Source organism: Flavobacterium sharifuzzamanii (assembly GCF_003254585.1).
In the GTDB taxonomy this organism is placed as follows: domain Bacteria; phylum Bacteroidota; class Bacteroidia; order Flavobacteriales; family Flavobacteriaceae; genus Flavobacterium; species Flavobacterium sharifuzzamanii.
Genome location: NZ_QJGZ01000037.1, coordinates 202105 through 219106, shown reverse-complemented (window position 1 = coordinate 219106; position 17002 = coordinate 202105). Strand labels below are relative to the sequence as shown.

Genomic DNA, 17002 nt, shown 5'->3' with positions numbered 1-17002 from the left:
CAATTAAAAATATAATACTTATACTACAATATTTGTTATTTAGAAAAAAAATGGAATATAGAATTAGATAAGAAGGAAAATAAAAACAATTGAGAAAAAAAACCGTCCTACTACTAGACGGTTCTTTTTTTTCTCTATCATCTTTACTAAAAGCGTACTAATTCAAAATAGTTAAAAATGAATATTAGAAGAGTTGACTTATAATTTTATCACTTGCATTGTAATACTTACAAAGCCACTGCAAAATTATATAGGAATTTTAGCACACCTATGCTTTTGAAGCCAAAAAAACAATAAAAAAAGCCAATAGTTTTAAAACTACTGGCTTTCTACTTTTTGTATGTATTTTTAATTCTTACATTCTCTCAGGAACTTCAATTCCTAATAATTGAAATGCAGATTTAATTACTTCGGCAACTTTTTGAGAAAGCTGCACTCTGAATATTTTTTTTGTCAAATCAACCTCTCCTAAAATATGTACAGATTGGTAAAAAGAGTTATATTCTTTTACTAAATCATAAGTATAATTGGCAATTAATGCTGGACTATGATTTTGAGCCGCATTCTGAATTACTTCTGGGAAAAGTTCGATTTGTTTTACCAATTCTTTCTCTTTTTCGTGTAATTCTTCAACTTCAATTTTATTAGAAAAATCAAAATCGGCTTTGCGGATGATTGACTGAATTCTTGCGTATGTATATTGAATAAACGGACCTGTATTTCCTGCAAAATCTACCGATTCTTCTGGGTTGAACAAAATACGTTTTTTAGGATCTATTTTCAAAATGTAATATTTTAGAGCTCCTAAACCAATCGTTTTGTACAATTTTGCTTTTTCCTCATCAGAATAGCTGTCCAGTTTTCCTAAATCTTCTGAAATTTGTTTTGCTGTGTCTGTCATATCTTGCATCAAATCATCAGCATCGACAACAGTTCCTTCACGGCTTTTCATTTTTCCAGAAGGTAAATCTACCATTCCGTATGACAAATGATATAGAGTTGAAGACCAATCAAAACCTAATTTTTTCAAGATTAAGAATAAAACTTTGAAGTGATGATCTTGCTCATTTCCAACAGTGTAAACCATTCCTCCAACATCTGGCATATCTTTTACACGCTGAATTGCGGTTCCAATATCTTGCGTCATATAAACCGCCGTTCCGTCAGAACGTAAAACAATTTTACGATCTAAACCTTCGTCGGTCAAATCAATCCATACAGAACCGTCTGGGTCCTTTTCGAAGACACCTTTATCTAGACCTACTTGAACAACATCTTTTCCTAAAAGATAAGTATTGCTTTCGTAGTAATTTTTATCAAAATTAACTCCAAGATTTGTATAAGTTGTTTCGAAACCTTCATAAACCCATTCGTTCATTTTTTTCCAAAGGGAAATCACTTTTTCATCGCCAGCTTCCCATTTCTTAAGCATATCTTGCGCTTCGATAATAATTGGCGCTTGTTTTTTGGCTTCTTCTTCTGTTTTTCCAGTTTCGATTAAACCTTTAATTTCATTTTTGTAAGCTTTATCAAACTCAACATAATATTTACCAACCAATTTATCACCTTTTAAACCAGAAGTTTCTGGAGTTTCTCCGTTTCCGAATTTCTCCCAAGCCAGCATCGATTTACAGATATGAATTCCTCTATCGTTGATAATTTGCGTTTTGTAGACTTTTTTACCCGAAGCTTTTAAAATTTCTGCAACAGAATATCCCAACAAATTGTTACGAACGTGTCCTAAGTGCAAAGGTTTGTTTGTATTTGGAGAAGAATATTCTACCATTATTGCTTTTTCTGCAAGATTTGGAGCTACAAAGCCAAACTGTTTTTGGTCTTTTATTCCATTAAAGAAATTTACATAATAACTGTCTGAAATCACAATATTCAAGAAACCAGAAACTACATTAAAGCGAGCAACTTCAGAAACATTTTCTACAAGATAGTTTCCAATTTTATTTCCCAATTCAGCCGGATTACTTTTAGTCACTTTTAGCAATGGGAAAATTACCATTGTAATATCTCCTTCAAACTCTTTTCTAGTAGTTTGAAACTCGATTTTATCAATAGTAACATCAAATAATGCTTGTATTGCTTTTTGTATAGAGGGTGTAAGAATTTGTTGTAATGACATGTAAACTTATTTTAAAGTGAGCAAAGATAATGCTTATTCATCAATTAGAGAAAATCAAAAACATATTAAATTCAAGAAAAGAGTTTCAATTTGACAAAAAAACACAAATACTAATTGTTAAAATTATCAAAAAATCAAAATGCTAATCTATTACAAAACAGCCTATGAGAAAAAAAATATTCTTTTTTCTGAAATTTCTTGTAACATATCAGCCGTAAAATAGTCTTAATAGAGACTTTAATTTTTTTGAAGTCAGGAAAAACAAAAAAGAAAAAAACTAACAAAACGAAATCATCATCAATCAAATCAAAAAATAATCAGTAAAAAATCATGAAATTAAAATTCTTTCTGTTTGCGTTATTAGGTATAATCGCAACTGCACAGGCCCAGAATACTGGAAATGTTTCTGGAAAAATTACAGAAAAGTCAAACAATGCGCCGATTTCTTATGCAACTGTTTCACTTAAAGAAAATGGAAAAGTAGTTTCTGGAGTAAATACAGATGACAACGGAGACTTTTCATTTAAAAACATTGCTTTAAAAAATTACACTATCGAAATTCAGTATATTGGATTCAAAAAATACATTGGTTCTGTAATTTTAAGTGAGAACCGAAAAACTGCTACGGTAAATGTTTCTCTTGAAGAAGAAGCAACACAATTAAAAGGTGTAAACATTGTTAACGAACGTTCTACTATTGAACAAAAAATTGATAGAAAAGTAGTTACTGTTGGTAAAGATTTGACGACAGCTGGTGCTTCTGCGTCAGATATTATGAATAATATTCCTTCTGTAAATGTGGATCAGGACGGAAAACTTTCGCTTCGCGGAAATGACAATGTTCGTGTATTAATTGATGGACGCCCAACGAATATTGATCCTGCTCAATTATTGAAACAGATTCCATCAACTTCTATCAAAAAAATCGAGCTGATTACCAATCCAAGCGCAAAATATAATCCAGAAGGAATGTCTGGAATCATCAATATTATTTTGCATAAAAATGCCAACACTGGTTTTAATGGAAGCTACAGCGGTGGTATTACCTTTGGTGAAACTGCAAAATACAATCAATCTTTAGATTTGAACTATAAAACAGGGAAAGTAAATTTCTTTGGAAACGTAGGGCAAAACTTTGGAACATACCACAATAAAGGTTTTATTCAAAGATTTGATGAAGATATCACTCAAAATATAGATGTTTTGAATGATAATGAGTCTTATTTATACAAAATTGGAATGGATTATTTAATCGATGATCACAATACCATATCTATTTATACCAACCAAAACAAATCTGACGGAAAAGGTTATGTAGATACTAATATTGATTACAATAATGTAACGGATTCTGATATTTCAAATATTTTACAAAAATCAAAATATTGGGGTCCAGACCGAGTTGGCACTTATAATTTGGCATACAAACACATCTTTAAAAAAGAAGGTCATACATTAGATTTTGAGGCAAATTATAGCGACAACAAAAAAACTCAAAATGCTTCATTCGACACTCAAACAACTAACATTGATAATACAAGTTCCGCTGTAGTTTATGATGATTTTCTAAAAGGTGGCAGAAAACTAAGTACAGTAAACGTAGATTATGTTAATCCGTTAAACGAAAAAACAACTCTTGAGGCTGGAGCTGAAGCAAGAATCACAAGAACTGATAATGATTATATAACTGGAAATCCTTTACTACCTGTTGCAGATCAAACATCTCATTATACTTATGATACAGATATTTATTCTGCTTATGTAACATTTGGACAGAAATTCAAAAAGCTAAGTTATCAAGTAGGAGCGCGTTTTGAAAGTTATAAGGTTCAAGCGAATTTAAATTATGGACAGACTAAATTTGATGATGATTACATCACTTTGTATCCATCAGCTTATTTAACCTATAATTTGACTGAGAAAAATACTTTGCAATTAAGCTACAGCCGTCGTGTAGACCGTCCGAGTTTGGAGCAGACAAAACCAATTCGTGAATTTGCTACTCCGTTAGTTACTTCGATAGGAAATCCTGAATTAAGACCTCAATTTACCAACTCTATTGAAGTAAATTACACTAAAACTCTTGAAAAAGGAAGTTTTACTGCTGGGGTTTTCGTGAGAAGCATTAATGACCAAATCAGTAGAATTTTATATCCTGATCCTAACGATGCAAGTGAGCAAAAGCAAATTATGAGTTATACCAATTTTGATCATAATACTGCTTATGGTTTTGAAATGTCATTGAATTATAAAATCACAAAATGGTGGGATATTCAGCCATCGATTGATTTTTCTAGCATTGATCAATCAGGAGTTATTTATGGTTTTATTCCAGAAAAAAATCAAATTGGACCTAAAAACAAAACAGTTACTATTGCCGCATTTAACGGACGTATGAATTCTAACTTCAAAGTAAACAAACGCTTAAGTTTCTTAGCTTTCGGATTCTATAGAGGCGCAACAGACGGGCTTCAGAACAATAGTCACGAAATGTACAAAATGGATATTGGTACGCGATATACATTATTAGACAACAAAATGAACTTGAGTGTTCGTTTCAATGATGTCTTTAATACTATGAAATATGCTTTCGATACTGAGAATCCTTACCCTCAAGCTGGACAGTTTAAATGGGAAAGCCAAACAGTGTATTTTGGTTTAACTTACAATTTTGGAGGTGGAAAAATCAAAAATTTACAGCGTAAACAAAGAGAAGACAATACTAACAAAGGCGGAGGCGGAATGTTCTAAGCCTGAGAAGATTTTAAATAATTTTTGAATAATTTCTTGTAGAAAAAAAGTCTGGAGCTTGCCAACTCCAGACTTTTTTTGTTTTAGTAAAAACTATAAAAAATTGCGTAATTCTTTTATTTCTTCTGGATTTGCAATTTCAGAATTATCTGTGATTGCAGATGAATGATAAAAAGTCAGATCTAATTTTTCTTGTAGCAATTTTATGTTTGAAGACCTTAAACCACCTCCCGGCATAATTTCTATTCGATCTCCTGCCAACTCTTGAAGTCTTTCTAGAGCCAGAATCCCTTCCTCTACATTTACTCCCTGACCAGAAGTTAGAATTGTTTTGAAACCGCAATCAATCACTGATTCGAGAGATTTTTCAGGATTTTTAACCACATCAAAGGCACGATGAAAAGTACATGACAGCGGATGCGCCAAATGCACCAATTCTTTATTCTGCTTTTTATTAATCTTTCCGTTTTCCTTTAAAATTCCGAAAACAAAACCGTCAACACCTAGTTTTTTATACTGTTTAATATCTTGTTTCATTTCAGTAAGCTCCTCATCCGAATAAACAAAATCTCCTCCTCGAGGTCTTATAATGACATGCATTTTTATATTTAAACTTTCACGGACTTTCACTACCAAAATAGAGTTTGGAGTAGTCCCTCCCAATTTCATATTTTCACACAGCTCAATTCTGTCCGCACCATTTGCTTGAGCAATTAATGCCGATTCATAATTAAAACAAGCTATTTCTAGTTGATTTTTTTTCATTTAATAGAATAATTTCTTCTGGTTTGTTATCGCAAAGAATAACAAAAATTGTGCAATTAATTTTGAACACTAAAGTATAAAAAAAACCTGCTCCTAATAAGAAACAGGTTTTAAAAAAAATATAATGTAAGATGATTATTTTACCATTTAATGATAGCACTTGCCCAAGTGAAACCACTACCGAAGGCTGCTAAAACTACAGTGTCTCCAGATTTGATTTTTCCTTGTTCCCACGCTTCCGTCAGAGCAATCGGAATAGATGCTGCTGTCGTGTTTCCATATTTCTGGATATTATTATGAACTTGGTCGTCTGTTAATTTAAATTTGTTTTGAATGAATTGTGAAATTCTCAAGTTTGCTTGATGCGGAATCAACATATCAATATCTGAAACCTGAAGACCATTTGCCTCTAATCCTTCATTGATTACTTCAGCAAAACGAACTACAGCGTTTTTAAATACAAACTGCCCGTTCATATATGGATAATAGCTTTCGTCATTTGGATCATTATCTGCAATGATATCAGTTACCCAGCGTGCCCCCATACCTGGTGCCTGCAATGCCAATTCTTCTGCATGTTCTCCTTCAGAGTGCAAGTGAGTAGATAAAATTCCTTTTGTTAAATCTTCTTCACGGCTTAAAACTGCAGCTCCTGCTCCATCTCCGAAAATTACAGAAACTCCACGTCCACGTGTTGTCATATCCAAACCAGTAGAATGAACCTCAGAACCAATTACCAAAATGTTTTTATACATTCCGGTTTTAATATATTGGTCTGCAACAGAAATTGCGTAAACAAAACCAGAACATTGATTTCTAACATCTAAGGCTCCGACTGTTCTTAAACCTAAATCTCTTTGAACCAAAACACCTGGTCCTGGAAAATAATAATCTGGACTTAATGTAGCAAAAACTACAAAATCAATATCTTCTTTGGCAACACCAGAACGCTCTATTGCAATTTTAGCTGCTTTTACTCCCATTGAAGTCGTAGTGTCTTCACCTCGAATAATGTGTCTTCTTTCTTGAATTCCGGTTCTTTCCTGAATCCATTCATCATTGGTATCCATTATCTTAGACAAATCATCGTTAGTTACGACATTGGAAGGAACATAATATCCTAAACCAGCTATTTTTGAATGATACATAATCTATTATTATTTATTAAAAAATTGGATTGCAAATTTACGCATACTTTAAAATATACGTACACAAAATACTATTTTTTTCGTTATTAGCAATTTAATATATTTTAATTCTACGGTGACTTATCATCATTTACTTCTTGAAAAGGCAATATTAAGACACAAATATTGAAAAAAATTAAAAATCAGATGCAAGATGTAACAACATAAAAGTATTTTAGACAAACATTTTGAATACTATTATAAACTCCAAAAATTTAAACTATGAAATTAAAGGCTACGCTGTTTTTATTTTTAAATATAAGTTTTTTCTCTTTTGCCCAAGAAAATCTTACTTATCAAAAACCTTCTAAATCCATTTTGGATTTGGCAGATTACCAAAGAGCACCTTCTGTGTCTATGGACACGAAAAAAGAAAACATGCTCTTAATGTATCGCAATACCTACAAAACACTCGATGATCTCAATCAGGATGAAGTACGTTTGGCAGGTTTAAGAATTAATCCTGTTACTAATATTTCAAGTACTGTAACCTACCTAAACAATCTAAAACTAAGAAAAATAAGCGGTAAGGAAGAAATTCAGGTTAAAGGCCTTCCTGAAAACCCAAAAATAACAAACATTCTTTGGTCGCCAAACGACAAAAAAATCTTATTCTCTCATACTACAAATTCTGGCGTTGAGCTTTGGGTTTTGGATGTGGCAACAGCACAAGCAACAAAACTTACAGAGGCTAGAGTAAACGCAAATCTTGGAAATCCGTTTAGTTGGTTTTTGGACAGCGAGACTATCTTAGTAAAAATGCTTCCTAAAAATAGACAGCCACTTTTGGATTCTAAAAAAGATCTGCCTACTGGCCCAATTATTTCGAATACCTCAGGAGAGAAATCGCAAAACAGAACCTATCCTGATATGTTGAAAAACAAAAATGACGAAGCTAATTTTGAAAACTGCATAACTTCTGAATTATACAAAGTAAAACTAAATGGTGATGCTGTTTTGTATAAAGACGCCGCTATGTTTGCAGGAGAAAGAATCTCACCAGATGGCAATTACATTATGCTGACAACAATTCAAAAACCATTTTCTTATGTAGTTCCATTGAATAGATTTCCATTCAAAACCGTTGTTTATGATTTAAGCGGAAGAGAAATTAAAACGGTAAATGAAGTTCCTTTAAATGAAATTATGCCAAAAGGTTTTATGGCTGTTCGAAAAGGAAAAAGAGAAATGGCGTGGAGAAACGACAAACCTGCAACATTATCTTATGTTGTAGCTTTAGATGAAGGTGATCCTGCTAACAAAGTTGATTTTAGAGATGAAGTTTTTCTTTGGGATGCACCTTTCGACAAAGAAGCATCTTCATTAGCAAAAACACCACAGCGTTTCAGTGATATTACTTGGGGGAATGACAATTTAGCGGTTCTTTCAGAAGAATGGTACGATACAAGAAATACCAAAACATTTTTAATAAATCCATCAAATCCAAGTCAGCAGCCAAAACTGATTACCGATAGAAACTCTCAAGATGTTTATTCAGATCCTGGAGTTTTTGAAACAAGAAAAAATGCCTATAATAAATATGTTTTAGCTATCGAAAAAAACAACTTGTATAGAATTGGCGAAGGTTACACCAAAGATGGACAATTTCCTTTTGTTGACGAATTCAATCTGGAAACTTTAAAATCAAAACGTATTTATACTTCTCCATACAAAGATAAAAAAGAGGATATTTTAGAAATTGAAGATTTTAAGTCTGGAAAAGTTTTAGTTCAGATTCAGTCAAAAAGCGAATATCCAAATTACTATTTTAGAAATATTAAAAAACAAAATAGCTTAACACAAGTTACTGACTTCAAAAATCCATTTGAAAGCATTAAAAACGTTAGTAAAGAAGTTATCAAATACAAACGTAAAGACGGATTAGAGCTTTCAGGAACTTTATACCTTCCTGCCGGTTATGATAAAACTAAAAAAGAAAAACTGCCGCTATTAATTTGGGCATATCCTGCAGAATATAAAGATCGAAACAGCGCATCGCAATCGACTCAAAATTCAAACGAATTCACATTTCCTTATTATGGATCGTTTGTGTATTGGGTTACAAAAGGATATGTTGTCTTAGATGATGCCGCTTTTCCAATTATTGGTGAAGGAACTACAGAACCAAACGACAATTTTATTTCACAGTTAGTTGACAATGCCGCAGCTGCAATCGATGCTGTTGATGCTTTAGGCTATATTAACCGCAAAAAAGTGGCTGTTGGAGGACACTCTTACGGAGCATTTATGACAGCAAATTTATTGACACATTCTGATCTTTTTGCTTGCGGAATTGCTAGAAGTGGTGCTTACAATAGAACTCTAACACCATTTGGATTTCAATCTGAACAGAGAAATTACTGGGAAGCGCCAGAAGTTTACAATACAATGTCTCCATTTATGAATGCCGAAAAAATGAAAACGCCAATTTTATTAGTTCACGGAGAAGCTGACAACAATCCTGGAACTTTTACTTTGCAGACAGAACGTTATTTTCAAGCATTAAAAGGTTTAGGAGCGCCTGCAAGAATGGTTATTCTTCCAAAAGAATCTCACAGTTATGTAGCTAGAGAAAACATTCTTCATTTGCTTTGGGAACAAGATCAATTCTTAGAAAAATATCTGAAAAACTAAATTTCTTTTGATTACAAAAAACAAAACCCGATAGAAAAATACTATCGGGTTTTATTTTATAAATAATTTAAAGCTAAAAACACTTCTTGTTCAAGCGGTAAATCTATTTCGCTTTCAAAGAAAATCAATTGTCTTTTATAAACAGTTTCAATTAAATAATGGCTTCCTCTAAAATAAGTTCTTCTAATTTTTACCATCAGTTTTGATTCTGAAACCATTTTAAACTGATGCGGATAAACTAATGTTTTATGAGTTTCGTCTTCATAAGACAGTAATAAATGAGTTGGAATTTCATTTACTTCTCCAAACAAAGAAGCAACATATTTAATTTGTGGATCTTCATATATTTTTGAAGGATCGTCTTTAACTAAGACTTCTCCATTTCGCATGACGATTGCCTGATCTGCAAAAGACAAAGCATCGGTACTATCGTGAGTTGCAATAATACAGGTAATTCCTTTTTGCTTTAAGTAACGAAATAAATTACGTCGCAATGCATTTTTTCTAAAAGCATCAATCTGACTGAATGGCTCATCTAGCAAAATTACTTCTGGTTCTAAAGCCAAAACTCTAACTAAAGCAACTCTCTGTTGTTGTCCTCCACTTAAGAATTTTGTTTTTACATTAGAAAACTGATCCATTTCTACCATCTCTAATAATTCCTGAACACGAAGTTTTTTCATGTTTGCAAAACCATTTGATAGAAACTTACCAACATTTTCTGCAACTGTTTCGTAAGGAGACAAATCAAAGTCCTGCGCCAGATATTTCATGTAAGGCATTCCGGGAATCAAATTAAATTTTGGTCCCAAAACTGGTTTATCTTCATAAAAAATCTTTCCTTCATCCAGATCGTAAAGTCCATATATAAGCTTGAGCAGCGTACTTTTTCCGCAGCCACTCTCGCCAATAATGGCAATGTTCTGGCCTTTTTCAATAGAAAAAGAGATGTTTTTTATAACGGGGCTTTCGGTGTACGAAAAAGATATATTTTGTATGTCGAGCATGAGTTGTAATATGAGACGTCAAATTTACAATGTTTAATTTCTAAAGTCAAAAAAAAGCTGCTTCAATTAAGAAACTTATATTAAGATACTTTATTGTGAGAAAATAAATCAAAAAATTAACATTGAAATTTTATTTGTAATCTTTTTTTTACTTTATTTGTTTGAAATTTATAATTAACTTATGAAAAAATTGCTCCCTTTAATAGTATTGCTTTTTACATCATATAGAGTTGAGGCAGCGTGGTTTACTTCTATGGAAGATGCACAAAAGGCGGCTTTAAGCACACACAAACTGATACTTGTAGATTTTACTGCAAAATGGTGTGGTCCTTGCAAGCAAATGGATTTAAATGCTTGGAATGATATCCAGATTCAAACAATTCTTAAAGATTTTGTAACCTTAAAAATAGATGTCGATGTGAATCGGGACATTGCTTATAAATACCAGATTAGGCTTCTTCCCAGTATATTTATTATTGATCCTAACGGAAAAATTATTCATCAATTTACAGGTTATCAAACTGCTTCTGATCTAAGAAGAGAGTTAATACAATATAGTTTATCTACAGAATATCTAGCCACAGAATTAATTGGTTTCTACCAAACTCAAAAATACAATACAGCTATTCGGATATCGCAGAAATATTACAATTATTCTCTATTAGTAAATAACAATATTAAAGGAAGAATAGTTCGTGTTGCTAATGAATATTTAAAAGATGCTAAAGATGAATTAAAGAAAAGTGACGAAAACTATTTGCAAAAGAAACAAAAACTTGAACTTTTAGTCCTTTACGAATTAGCATATCGCTTTGATTTTGAAAAGCTGAACAAAAAAATCTCAGCAATTAAAGCAGAAGAAATTAACGAACTGAACGATTATCAATATTGGTTTTTAAAGTATTTAGCTATTAAGAACAATTCCGAAGAGGCAGTTGTTGTAGAAAAATTTCTAAAAGAAAATGATTTAGAAAATGTCATTGAAAACTGCAATCAACTTTATGCTTTTTATGAAAAATCAAAACAAAAGAACCATTAACAAAAAAAAGCTGTTTCAATTATGAAACAGCTTTTTTTTAGATTTTATTTTGTTTTGAAATTATTTTCCAGCTTCCGCTTTAGCATCATTTACCATTTTGTCGTTTGCTGTAATTGAGAATTCAACACGACGGTTTTGCGCTCTTCCTTCTGGAGTATCATTTGTTGCAATTGGATCTGCAATACCTAAACCTGAAGTTTTGAAACGGCTTGCTTTTAATCCTTTAGCAACTAAATAAGCTTGAACAGACGCAGCTCTTTGTCCTGAAAGTGTCAAGTTATATTCTGGTTTTCCTGTATTATCAGTATAACCAAAAATTTCAATATTAGTATCTCCATACTCAGTGAATACAGGAATCAATTTATCTAAATTAGCTTTTGCCTGAGTAGTCAAAGATGATTTGTTAGTATCAAAACGAACAGCATTTTCGTTCAAAGTCAAGTGAATTCCTTCACCAACTCTTTCAACATCAGCACCAGGAAGTGCCTGATCGATTTCACGAGCTTGTTTATCCATTTTGTTACCAATCAAAGCTCCAGTTCCACCTCCAACAGCAGCTCCAATTACAGCTCCTAATGCAGCGTTACCGCCTCGACCAATATTATTTCCTAAAATACCACCAATAACACCACCTGCTACAGCACCAATTCCTGCTCCTTTTTGCGTGTTATTTGCATTTTTTACTGAATCGCAACTTGTAAAAAAGCTAGCTAATACCAATAAACTGCTTAAACCTAAAACCTTTATCTTTCTCATTTTTTATACCTTTAAAATATTAATTAGCTCTTTGAAATTGGTAAGTCACATCTTTTACCTGACCTCCAACATTTATATTATCTACTAACTGAAATGAACTTTCTGTTACTCCAGCTACTTTTAGCAAATAACCATCTCTTACTTTCTTAGCTTTTTCGCCTGCATTAAGAATTTTAAGCACAAACAAACCTTGGCTGTTTATACTCCATACAATTGGAGAAGAAAATCCAGTACAACTTGGTGATGTTAAAGCCATATTTCCTTTATTATTATTAGAAATAAAACTCCAAGTACTTCCAATAAAACATTTAGAATCGGCAAGATCAAAAGAATTTACTTTGATATAATCTGACCCTGGATAAGATACATTAGTTAGAACCCAATTCCCTTTTAGAGCTACCTGAGTTTTCTTGTCAAGTTTAGTTGAAAGTGTAGTAGCCTCAGAAGATGAAGCTGTTGTGGACGAAGATGATTTACACGCAAAAAACAGAGCGGCAATCATACACATTAAAATACTCTTCTTCATTTTGTACAATTTTTTTAGATTAATATTTGTCTTTTTAACAATTATTGTACCACAAATATACGATTCGTTCAGATATTTTTTGTTTTACAATCCATTTATTTTCTTTCAAAATTAACATTTGCGACATTTTGTCACCCAAAAAACAATTGGTATTCTATTTGAACAAATGAAAATCATCAAATTAAATCAAAAATTAAAAAATATGGCAACAGGTAAAATTAATGTTTCAGTAGAAAACATTTTTCCCTTAATTAAAAAGTTCTTATACAGCGACCACGAAATTTTCTTGCGCGAGCTTGTTTCTAATGGTACTGATGCTACTTTAAAATTAAAACATCTTATCAGCATTGGTGAAGCTAAAGTTGAATACGGAAATCCGATTATCGAGGTAAAAGTGGACAAAGAAGGTAAAAAAATCCACATTATCGATCAAGGTTTAGGTATGACGGCTGATGAAGTTGAAAAATACATTAATCAAGTAGCTTTTTCGGGTGCCGAAGAATTCTTAGACAAATACAAAGATTCTGCTAAAGATTCTGGAATTATCGGCCATTTTGGTCTTGGTTTCTACTCTGCTTTTATGGTGGCTGAAAAAGTTGAAATCATCACAAAATCATACAAAGATGAGCCAGCTGCGCATTGGACATGTGACGGAAGTCCTGAGTTTACCTTAGAACCTGCTGACAAAACTTCACGCGGAACAGAAATCATTCTTCATATTGCAGAAGATTCCTTGGAGTTCCTAGAAGATTCTAAAATCAGTGGTTTATTAAACAAATACAATAAATTCATGCCTATTCCGATTAAATTCGGAACAAGAACTGAAACGCTTCCAAAACCAGAAGATGCTCCAGAAGATTACGTTAATGAAACTGTCGAAATTGACAACATCATTAACAACCCAAATCCAGCTTGGACAAAACAGCCTTCTGAATTATCTGATGAAGATTACAAAAACTTCTACAGAGAATTGTATCCAATGCAGTTTGAGGAGCCATTGTTTCACATTCATTTAAATGTAGATTATCCGTTTAACTTAACTGGTATTTTGTATTTCCCAAAATTAGGAAACGACATGCAAATCCAGAAAGACAAAATTCAATTGTACCAAAACCAAGTTTACGTTACAGATAACGTAGAAGGAATTGTACCTGAATTCTTGACGATGCTAAAAGGTGTAATCGATTCTCCAGATATTCCGTTAAACGTTTCTCGTTCTGGTTTACAAGCTGACGGAGCTGTTAAGAAAATTTCAAACTACATTACTCGTAAAGTAGCAGATAAATTAAAAGCTTTATTTAACGAAAATCGTGCTGATTTTGAAGCAAAATGGAACGACATTAAAATCGTTTTAGAGTACGGAATGCTTTCTGAAGAAAAGTTCTACGAAAAAGCAGGTGCATTTGTTTTATACCCAACTGTAGACGATAAATATTTTACTTTAGAAGAATTAAAAGAAAAACTAAAAGAAAACCAAACTGATAAAGATGGTAAGCTTGTAGTTCTTTATGCTGGAAACAAAGATGCTCAGCACTCTTACATTGAAGCAGCGAAAGAAAAAGGATACGAAGTATTGCTTTTAGATTCTCCGATTATTTCACACTTAATCCAAAAAATCGAAAATGATAATAGCGGATTAACTTTTGTACGTGTAGATTCTGATCACATCGATAATTTGATCAAAAAAGAAGAAAACACTATTTCTAAATTATCTGATGATGAAAAAGCAGCTTTAAAAACTTCTTTAGAAGCTTATATTCCAAAAGCATACAGCGTTCAGTTAGAAGCTATGGATTCTCAGGCTGCTCCATTCATTATCACGCAACCAGAATTTATGCGAAGAATGAAAGAAATGAGCCAGACTGGCGGTGGAGGAATGTTCGGAATGGGTAATATGCCAGAAATGTACAATTTGGTTGTAAATACAAATTCTGATCTTGCTTCAAGCATCTTAAATACAGAAGACAAAACGCATCAAGAACATTTAGTTAAACAAGCTTTAGATTTGGCTAAATTATCTCAAAACCTATTAAAAGGTGAAGCACTTACTGCTTTTGTTAAGAGAAGTTTTGAAATGATTAAATAATCATTCGAAAAATAAAACTCAGAAATCCTGCAAATTAAGTTTTGCAGGATTTTTTATTTACTAAAAATCAAGTAGTTACACTCGACTCAAATCCAAATTAATCTTTTACTTTTAACCTTTGTTTTAATTAATCTACAAAACAAGTGCAAAATAATTTAAACCCATTTTAAAAAATCAAGAGGAGCCAGCCAAAAATCCTAAAACGAGTAGGCAATTAAATTTTTAAAATATGTTCTACGTTAGATTAAATAAATTAAGAATCATTAAAAATGGAGATCTGATTGGAAAAGGAGAAATACAATTTATGAGTTTTATAAACCAATCAAGTGATAGTTTTCCAAATTTGAATGAGTTTTTTGAAACTAATGACGAAAACAGAAAGAAAGAAATCATAAAGGATTCTGTATCTCAGGTCATTCAGTCAAGAATATTAATGACAATTTATAAAGTAAAAGACAAAAGCATCATCACATTTGGCGATACTGGCTATATTGTTTACAAAGATGATAAAATACCGCAAGATTTTAGCTGGCAAATAGTTGGAGTTGAATTGGATAAAAAAATGCGAGATAATGCTGCATTAATTAAAGCCATTTTAACAGATTCAAATATTAATGTCCTAACAAAAGGCATTGAAGCGCTAGCAAAAACGACTAATCCTGTAAGCGGTGCTGTGGTTGAACTTTCAAAATTGGTTGTCGGAGTAATTTTAGACATAGCAAAAAACAAGAAAGACGACCAAGTCGGTTATTATTTAAGCTCTTTTATAGAAAAATTAGATTACCCTAATGGAATTAGAGACAAACAAGATGTGCCAGATTTAACAGGTAATATGTTTGTTGATTATTCAATCTTCGGATATCTAGATTATGCTACGAAAGGAGTTGAAGCGCAAAAAAACTAGTTTCTCCACTTCGTATTAGCTCAATTATAAAAAACTCTTTTTTTTTTTTACACAAACAACAAATTATACTCGCCTAAACTTTGATTTCGGAAATTTTCATAAACACAAAAGACAGTGGGATTTTCAAATCACTGTGATTAGGAGGAATCAAAAAAACAAGAGAAGCTAAAAGCGTTTATTATAATTTTTTCTTAAAAAAAACGTTATAAAATCCTGTAATCTAAGCATTACAGGATTTTTTATTTGCAATTTATTTTTTTTATTACATTTGAATGCCTTATTAATCTAATCCAAAACAAAACCCATTATGAAAAAAACTGCTATTTTATTAACCGCTATTTGTGCAACAGCACTTTTATACGTTTCTTGTTCAAGTGACAATCATGAAGATACCGTTTCAACAAGCCTTACAGGTATTGGAGCTTCAGTTGCTGTTGACACTTCAAACGAAATGGATCTTAACACTGGTCTTTCAATCAGCACAAGCACCTCAACGACAGGAAAAACCGCTGAAACAGCTCCTGGAGTTTGCGCAACGATCACAATTACTACACCAAACGGAACAGATTATCCTAAAGTCTTTTTAGCCGATTTTGGAACAGCGGGATGCACAGACGGAAATAATCTTCTACGAAAAGGAAAACTAAAAGTGACACTTTCGGGACCAATTACTACAACAGGAAGTAAAATGACAATTGAAAGAATTGACTACTCTATAAAAGGTATCAAACTTGAAGGAACTATTGAATACACCAATACCACAACCGTTCAAGGGGTGCCGCAATGGACAAGAAAAGTTACAAATGGCAAACTAACTGATCTACAAGGAGGAGTTTATACTAATTCTGGTATTTACACCACTAAACAAACAGCAGGCGTAGACACACCGCTTGTTTTATCTGATAATGTATACGAAGTTACAGAAGGCACACACACAGTAACAGCTTCAAATGGAGAAACACTTACTTTAACTGTAAAAGAACCGCTTATTAAAAAATATTCATGCCTATTTATTTCTAAAGGACAATTAAAAGTTCAAGGAGGCATTTTAAATGGCGTGATAGATTACGGAAATAACGACTGCGATGCCCTTTATACATATACGCACGAGAACGGCTCTTCATTCAATTTATCGATGTAAGACCTTTTCCTGCATGATTTTAAAATCCCAATTTAGAAATAGATTGGGATTATTTTTTTTTATAAAAATAAA

General features: G+C 32.3%; 12 protein-coding genes. 6 read left to right on the top strand and 6 right to left on the bottom strand.

Going from position 1 to position 17002, the window contains the following annotated elements:
* Positions 1–355: 355 nt before the first annotated feature.
* A complete protein-coding gene (gene argS, locus DMA14_RS09610) occupies positions 356–2134 on the bottom strand; it encodes an arginine--tRNA ligase (RefSeq protein WP_111424474.1) in 1779 nt (592 codons plus the stop codon).
* Positions 2135–2464: 330 nt separating this feature from the next.
* Here argS and DMA14_RS09605 point away from each other — a divergent pair, with 330 nt between their 5' ends.
* Complete coding sequence (locus tag DMA14_RS09605; protein WP_111424473.1) at positions 2465–4885, top strand: TonB-dependent receptor domain-containing protein; 2421 nt, start codon at positions 2465–2467, stop codon at positions 4883–4885.
* 93 nt (positions 4886–4978) lie between these two features.
* Here the strand turns inward: DMA14_RS09605 and DMA14_RS09600 are convergent, their stop codons facing one another.
* Both DMA14_RS09600 and DMA14_RS09595 read right to left on the bottom strand, forming a co-directional pair.
* Complete coding sequence (locus DMA14_RS09600) at positions 4979–5650, bottom strand: copper homeostasis protein CutC (protein ID WP_111424472.1); 672 nt, start codon at positions 5648–5650, stop codon at positions 4979–4981.
* Positions 5651–5790: 140 nt separating this feature from the next.
* Positions 5791–6798, bottom strand: coding sequence for a 3-oxoacyl-ACP synthase III family protein (locus DMA14_RS09595; RefSeq protein ID WP_095929390.1), 1008 nt, complete (start codon positions 6796–6798; stop codon positions 5791–5793).
* Between the two features lie 261 nt (positions 6799–7059).
* Between DMA14_RS09595 and DMA14_RS09590 the strand changes: the two genes are divergently transcribed.
* Positions 7060–9471, top strand: coding sequence for an alpha/beta hydrolase family protein (locus DMA14_RS09590; RefSeq protein WP_111424471.1), 2412 nt, complete (start codon positions 7060–7062; stop codon positions 9469–9471).
* A gap of 56 nt (positions 9472–9527) precedes the next feature.
* On the opposite strand, the gene DMA14_RS09585 is transcribed toward DMA14_RS09590, so the two are convergent.
* Complete coding sequence (locus DMA14_RS09585) at positions 9528–10478, bottom strand: ABC transporter ATP-binding protein (protein ID WP_111379933.1); 951 nt, start codon at positions 10476–10478, stop codon at positions 9528–9530.
* A gap of 181 nt (positions 10479–10659) precedes the next feature.
* On the opposite strand from DMA14_RS09585, the gene DMA14_RS09580 reads away from it, so the two are divergent.
* Positions 10660–11517 (top strand): thioredoxin family protein, encoded by an 858-nt coding sequence (locus DMA14_RS09580; protein ID WP_111424470.1) that lies wholly within the window; start codon positions 10660–10662, stop codon positions 11515–11517.
* A 60-nt stretch (positions 11518–11577) separates the two neighbouring features.
* Here the strand turns inward: DMA14_RS09580 and DMA14_RS09575 are convergent, their stop codons facing one another.
* Together DMA14_RS09575 and DMA14_RS09570 are read right to left on the bottom strand one after the other, a co-directional pair.
* On the bottom strand, positions 11578–12273 hold the full coding sequence (locus DMA14_RS09575) for an OmpA family protein (protein WP_111424469.1): 696 nt from the start codon (positions 12271–12273) through the stop codon (positions 11578–11580).
* A 19-nt stretch (positions 12274–12292) separates the two neighbouring features.
* On the bottom strand, positions 12293–12799 hold the full coding sequence (locus DMA14_RS09570) for a lipocalin family protein (RefSeq protein WP_111424468.1): 507 nt from the start codon (positions 12797–12799) through the stop codon (positions 12293–12295).
* Between the two features lie 202 nt (positions 12800–13001).
* Here DMA14_RS09570 and htpG point away from each other — a divergent pair, with 202 nt between their 5' ends.
* From htpG to DMA14_RS09555, 3 genes are all read left to right on the top strand, one after another.
* Entirely contained in the window at positions 13002–14885 is a 1884-nt protein-coding gene (htpG, locus tag DMA14_RS09565; protein WP_111424656.1) for a molecular chaperone HtpG, read from the top strand.
* A 229-nt stretch (positions 14886–15114) separates the two neighbouring features.
* Positions 15115–15789 (top strand): hypothetical protein, encoded by a 675-nt coding sequence (locus tag DMA14_RS09560; RefSeq protein WP_111424467.1) that lies wholly within the window; start codon positions 15115–15117, stop codon positions 15787–15789.
* A 307-nt stretch (positions 15790–16096) separates the two neighbouring features.
* Positions 16097–16930: a hypothetical protein gene (locus DMA14_RS09555; protein WP_111424466.1), complete on the top strand. Its 834-nt coding sequence runs from the start codon at positions 16097–16099 to the stop codon at positions 16928–16930.
* Positions 16931–17002 lie beyond the last annotated feature (72 nt).